The sequence below is a fragment of the Thermus sp. 2.9 genome (assembly GCF_000794385.1).
GTDB lineage: Bacteria > Deinococcota > Deinococci > Deinococcales > Thermaceae > Thermus > Thermus thalpophilus.
On the sequence record NZ_JTJB01000056.1, the window covers coordinates 1 to 5,831 of the forward strand.

Here is a 5,831-nt window from a genome sequence, read left to right on the forward strand (position 1 = left end):
GGATTTCGCCCGAGGGGCCGGATGGAGGGGTGGACATCCTGGCGGGCTCCGGGGAGCTGGGGTTTGACCGGCCCCGGATTGCGGTACAGGTCAAGTCCACGGATAGCCCTGTGGACATCAAAACGGTGCGGGAGCTCCAAGGGGCTATGAAGAACTACCAGGCCGACCACGGCCTTTTCGTCTCGTGGGGAGGGTTCAAGCAGTCGGTGGACAAGGAGAAGGCCCGACTTTTCTTTGAGATCCGCCTCTGGGACTCGGACGATCTCTTACGGGAGATCCTCCGCTTTTACGAGAAGCTTCCCGAGGACCTACAAGCCGAGCTGCCCCTCAAACGCATCTGGGTCTTGGTCTCGCCGCCCGAGGGGGAGCCCTGAACGTAAGAACGGGGGTTGAGGCGCGGCCCAGCCCGTGTAGCGCACCTGGGCGAGGGGGTCCGGCAAGGTTGCCGGGAGGGGACGCTCACGGGGCCGGAACGCTAGGGGCAACCTAGCTAAGACTGCTTCTGCGCCGATCCAGGACGGACGAGCCGCCCGAGTTCCGCAAAGGGAGCATCCCAGTCCTCCCCTTCGGCAAAGACCAGGAAGGGGATGCCCAAAAGGGTGAGGCGCTCCCGTATTTGCCGGTCCTTTTCGCTCCGCTCTGGGCTTAGGTGTGGGGGCCCGTCCACGTAAATGCCCAAGCCCTGCTCGTAGTAAAAGTCAAACCGGGTGAAGGTGTCCTCGAGGCTCAGGGTGTGCTGGGCTCGCTCGGGCAGGGGAAGGCCCCGCCTATGGCATTCCAGGAGCCATCGCCGCTCCAGGTCGCTTTGGCACTGCGCGAGCAAATGCGCCAAAAGGTCCGGCCCGCTCTCTTCCTGGAAGGAGGCTTGCGCCAGCTCCTGGAAGAAGGGTAGGACGAGGCGGCGGTCTAAGACGGGGTGGTCCGGCTGGTTGCTGTAGTCCATGAGGCAGTCATAACAAGCCCGTTCGCAGGCCTCCGGTTCGCCCTCGTGCATGAGGCGGAGGGCGGTCTCGGCCAGCTCCTGAAGCGGGTGGGGTTTTTCCTCCGAGGGCCATTCCGCCAAAGCGGCAAGGGCCCCGAGCCCCCCTTCCTGCCCCTCCACCAGGACGACCCGGTAGGGCACCTCTAGGGTAGGGGAAGGCTGGAGAAAGCCGAAAAGCTCGTCTTCCGCCAGCTCCAAAACCACCAGGGCCGCCTTGCGGAAAGCGGCGAGCAAGCTCTTGTAGAAGGCCACCTTCTCCGGGCCCTCGAGCCCGGGTGGAACGGGGACTTCCAGCGCTAAAACATCGCTTTCCGCCCGTGCCTCCAGGACAATCCCGCCCCGAAGATCCTCCGGCCCACCCCCGGCAGGGCACCGCCCTTCCTTCCCCTCTTGCCAGGGGTGCTCTTCCAGTTCCTTTTCCGTGAGGAGAAAGCGGCGGCACCGCCGGCAATAGACAAAGCCCTCTTGCAGGGGGTTCGCCTCCTCCTCGTCCAAAAACCAGGCCCGCAGGCCTTTGTTCATGGCCACCACTTCGGCGTTGTGCTCGTAGAGGAGCCGGACATTCCCGTGGCGCAAGGCCTTGGGCGCTTTGGGGCGCCAGTCCCACTCCACCTCGTAACCCAGGCGGGAGCGGTCCTCCTCCTCGCTACTGATGCGCCTTTTGGGGAGGCCCAGGAGGGGAGGTGGGGGCATAAGGCGGACGCTCGGGGGCTCCGTGCTCAAGTCCTTCCCACAGGCCCGGCAGCGGCCACCCAGAGCTTCCACGTGCCCGCAGGTGCAACGCTTGGCGGGCCGGAAGGCCTCCTCCTTGGGCAAGTAAGCCAGCCGGTCCAGGTGGTACCGCCGGGCGCCAAAGTAGACGCTATTACCGGGGGCGAGCTCGGTGAGGGCGATGAAGGTGGGCCGTTCCAGGCGGTGCGTCTCTCCTCGCGGGCTGAGGAGCTCGGCCCAGGCGTTCACCCGTCCGAAGGCGTAGTTGGGCAGAAAGCCCCGGGCTCCCAGGTAGTCCCGTAGCTCCAGGTCCACCAGGTGGCGGCGCTGTTGGTCAGCGCGCTTGGCCTCGGTTTCCACCTCCTCGCGGTTCGGGTGTCTGGGCCCCATGTGGGTGAGGCGGGTCATGTACTCGGTGTAGCGGGCTTGGGCGTCGTGGTACTCTTCCCGCCAGGGCCTAAGCTCAGCGTCCAGCTCGGCCACGAAGCCTTCCACCGTGGACCGGGCTAGTTCCTCCGTGAACCAGGGAAAGGCCGCCATTTCCCGGGCGAACGCTTCCCGCACCGCCTGAAGGATGGCCTCCTTGTGCCGGGCGATGCCCGCCTCGAGGGCCTCGGCGAAAGCCGCCTTGAGGGGGTAGAAGTGGGCTTCGTCGGCGGCGTCCACCGCGTCTAAGAGCTTTCCGGGAAGGGAAAACCCCCACTGGGCCAGGGTTTCCAGGACCAAGGCCCGGAGGTGGGCCTTCACCAAGCGGGGGTTGTCCAGGAGGAAGCGGGGGGCTTGGATGCTTCCCCGCACCATGCGTTCCGGGAAGCGGTAGAAGTACTGGTCGTGGCCCAAGGCCCCGGCGAAGGCCTGGATGAGGGCCGGCTGCCCCTTCCGCCCGGCGCGGCCCGAGCGCTGGGCGTAGTTGGCGGGGGAAGGGGGGATGTTGCGCAGAAAGACCGAGGAGAGCGCCCCGATGTCTATGCCCATCTCCAGGGTGGGCGTGGCCACCAAAACGCCTAAAGGATCGTTGGGGTCGCGGAAGCGTTCCTCCAGCTTGCGCCTTTCCTCCCCGGGAACCTGGGCGGAGTGGGCGCGGGCCTCGAGGGGCAGGGGAAACCGCCGCCTTTGGTACAGGGTTTCGTAGAACGGGTGAACCCCGCGCTCCTCAAGCGCCTGGGTGGGGTGTTCGGGCGAGATGCGGAGGGTGTAAAGGGGCCCGGTGTAGCCGCTCCGGGGGCAGAAGAGGTACCGCCCTTCCGTCCTTTCCAGGAGGATGGCGCTCGGGTTTAGGGCCAGGCCCGCTACCCTGCTTCGGCCCCAGGCGGGAAGTTCCCAGGGTATCAGGACCCGCTTTGCCTTAAGGGCCCCCACCACCCGCCTGAGCAGGGCCGTGGCCTCTTCCCGGGGAAGGCCTAGGGCCCGCATGGTCCAAGCCTCAAAGCGGCTTGGGCGCCGGTCGCCGTAAAGGCGGAAGGTGTGGCCAAAGCGAGGAGGTTGGGGGGCCCGGGCCTCGAGGACGATAGCCGCCCCCACAGGGTCCACGAAGATCTCGTGCGGGAATGCGAAAAGCCTTTCCTCCACCTGGTAGCGGAAGCTCGTGGGTTGCAGAAGCTCGTGGAAGATGGCCCCCCGGCGCCGCATCAGGTCCAGGAGGCCCGTGAGGTAGTCCCGGCGCACTTCCTCCGGCGCTAGGAGCCCCTGCCAGACCCCTTCGTCCTTGAGGATTTCTTCCAGGTGGCGGTAGCGGTAGCGGATGAGCCCCGCCGCTTCTAGGTTCCTGAGGTTGGGCTGGGTGTTGCGGCTTGCCTCCAGAACCGCCACCAAAGAGAGGAGGCTCCGAAAGGCCGCGCCTTCGGGGGAGAACTCCTCATAAAGCGGGCGCACCTCCGCCCGGGGATCGCTCTGGGCCCAGATGCGGTAGACTTGGCCGCCAAGCTCGGAGAGGTAGGTGGCGCCTTGGGCCAGGACCTCCATGGCCGTCTGCCGGAAGAGCACCTTGCGGAAGAGGTCCTGAAAGTGGCCCGCCTGGAACTCGGCGTCCTGGCGGTTGTCGGTGAAGACGATGATCTTCCGCTCCTCTTGGGGGAAGGTGCCCAAGGTGGAGATAAGGAGGAGGTCGGTGGCGGTGGAGCGACCCACCAGGCCAAAGGCGGCGAGCTTGCGGATCTCGTTGCCCTTGCGGGTGTGGGCCACCTGGCAGGTGGGGCAGAACTGGAAGGGGTAGGGAAGGGCAGCCACGGGAACCCCTCTTTCCGCCACCTCGCCGGAGAAGGGGTCTAGGGTGAGGTTGCGCGGGAGAAGGTTGCGGCGGTCCCGTTTCACCTGGCCGGCCTCATCCAACCACTCCTCGGGAAGGGGCTCTTGGTCGGGGATCCAGGCCCCGGGCCTCAGGTAGCGCACCTCCCCCCGGAAGGGCTCTAGCAGGGATGGACCGGGAACGAAACGGCCCCGCTCCTCCCGGGCCACCAGGTACTCCTGGCCGCAGTTGCGGCAGAAGACCACCGGGTAGGCGGGCTTGCCTTCCAAATAGCGCTCTCCCTTAAGGGACAAGGCCTGTAGGTCCAAGGTGGCGGTGAGGTCGGGGGCTTGGGCGTAAAAGGCGTGAATGCGGGGGACCAGGTATCCCGTGGCCGCCCCCACCCGCAGGGCCAAGGCCACCTCCGCTTGGGCTTGGTCTCGCGGGATGCCGTCTTCCCGAGAAAGCCCCTGGGCGAGCTCGCTCAAGGTGCGGGGTTCTGCTAAGGCGCCTTCCAGGTAAAGGAGGACCCGCCGCACCCGCTTTTCCCCGTCGGGCCGAGCCCTCACGGCTTCCCCTAGTTCCTCGGGCAGGTGGCTCAGGTCTAGGGGAGGGGGGTCTTCCAGGTACTCGCCGATGACGCGGGCCACGGGGGAGCCGAAGAGGTTTTCGGCGAAGCGCCGGATGGCCTCTTCCCCGCGGTCCACCGTGGCCGAGGTACCGATCACTTGCAGGCTCTTAGTGGTGCCCGTGTGCTGGCGCAGGCGGCGGATGAGGAGGGCCACGTCCGCCCCCCGGAGGCCGGCGTAAGTGTGGACCTCGTCCAAGACCAGGTAGCGCAGCACCCCGCGGTGCTCTGGGGGAAAGAGGAAGCGGTCCTCGCCCCGGGTGAGAAGAAGCTCCAGCTGCACGTAGTTGGTCATGAGGATGTCCGGGGGGTTTTGGCGGATCTCTTCCCGGCTCAACACCTCGGCGTCGCTCACGGGCCTTTCTAAAAGGAGCCGCTCCCTAAGGGCCTGGCCCTCCGCCTTGGTGTAAGGGGTTTCCCCGTTGTACAGGGCGATGCGCAAGCCTGAGCCGTGTAGCCTTAGGGCGAAGTCCCGGTACTGGGAGTTGGCCAGGGCGTTCATGGGGTAGACCAGGACCGCCTTGATGCCGGGCCGCCTTTCCGTCAGGGCGTAGGCCAGGATGGGCATGCCGAAGGCCAGGCTCTTACCCGAGCCGGTTCCGGTGGCCACGACGAAGCTCTCTCCAGCCAAAGCCGCCCGCAGGGCCTCCTCCTGGTGAAGGTAGGGGTGGAAGGGGGTAAGGTTTTGGAAGTCCTCGGGGTTTTTGCGGAGAAGGGGGCGGATGCTTGGCGGCAGAAGCCCTTCCCGGATGAGTTCATCCACGCTCTTGCCCAGGCGGTAGCGGCGTTTCTGCGCCACGAAGGGCTCGCGCCAAAGGAGGTCCTCTTCCTCTATGCCCTGGCGCAGGAAGTCAGCGATCTTAGGGTTTCTCGGAGACACGAAGCTTTCGGCGTAGCCTCGGAAGCTCTCCTGGATAGCCTCTAGCTGGCGGAAGGGGTCGCGCACGCTTCCCCGCTCGGGCAAAGGCTCCACGGGAAGGCCTAAGCGGGTGGCCACGGCGGCGCGCAGGGCGTCGTTCATGGTGCTTAGGCCCAAGCGGCGGGCCAGTTCCTCGGGGGAAAGACCTAGGGTGAGGAGGGGTTGGAGGAGGGCCTCGAGGCCTTCCGCTTCGGCCTCCCCTAAGGCCGACCAGTCCAGGCTATCTCCCTGGACCAAACGGGGGACAACCTCTATGAACCAGCGCTCGGGGCGCAGGTCTTCGGGCGTCAAGGTTAGTCCCATGAGGGCTAGTGTAAAACAGTTGTTTACGCCGGCGGGGTAAACTGCACATCTTTGGGGACGGTGG

General features: G+C 66.2%; 2 protein-coding genes. One reads left to right on the forward strand and one right to left on the reverse strand.

What is annotated here, in order from left to right; all coding sequences use genetic code 11:
• Nucleotides 1-374, forward strand: a 374-nt coding sequence (locus QT17_RS12540) for a restriction endonuclease (RefSeq protein ID WP_039460510.1), incomplete at its 5' end; no start/stop codon positions are given.
• Nucleotides 375-490: 116 nt separating this feature from the next.
• Here the strand turns inward: QT17_RS12540 and QT17_RS12545 are convergent.
• A complete protein-coding gene (locus tag QT17_RS12545) occupies nt 491-5,767 on the reverse strand; it encodes a DEAD/DEAH box helicase (protein WP_152607419.1) in 5,277 nt (1,758 codons plus the stop codon).
• Nucleotides 5,768-5,831: the final 64 nt, after the last annotated feature.

Coding starts and splice junctions, on each gene's coding strand:
- QT17_RS12545 (WP_152607419.1), bottom strand. CDS start 5,767: ATGGGACTAACCTTGACGCCCGAAGACCTGCGCCCCGAGCGCTGGTTC.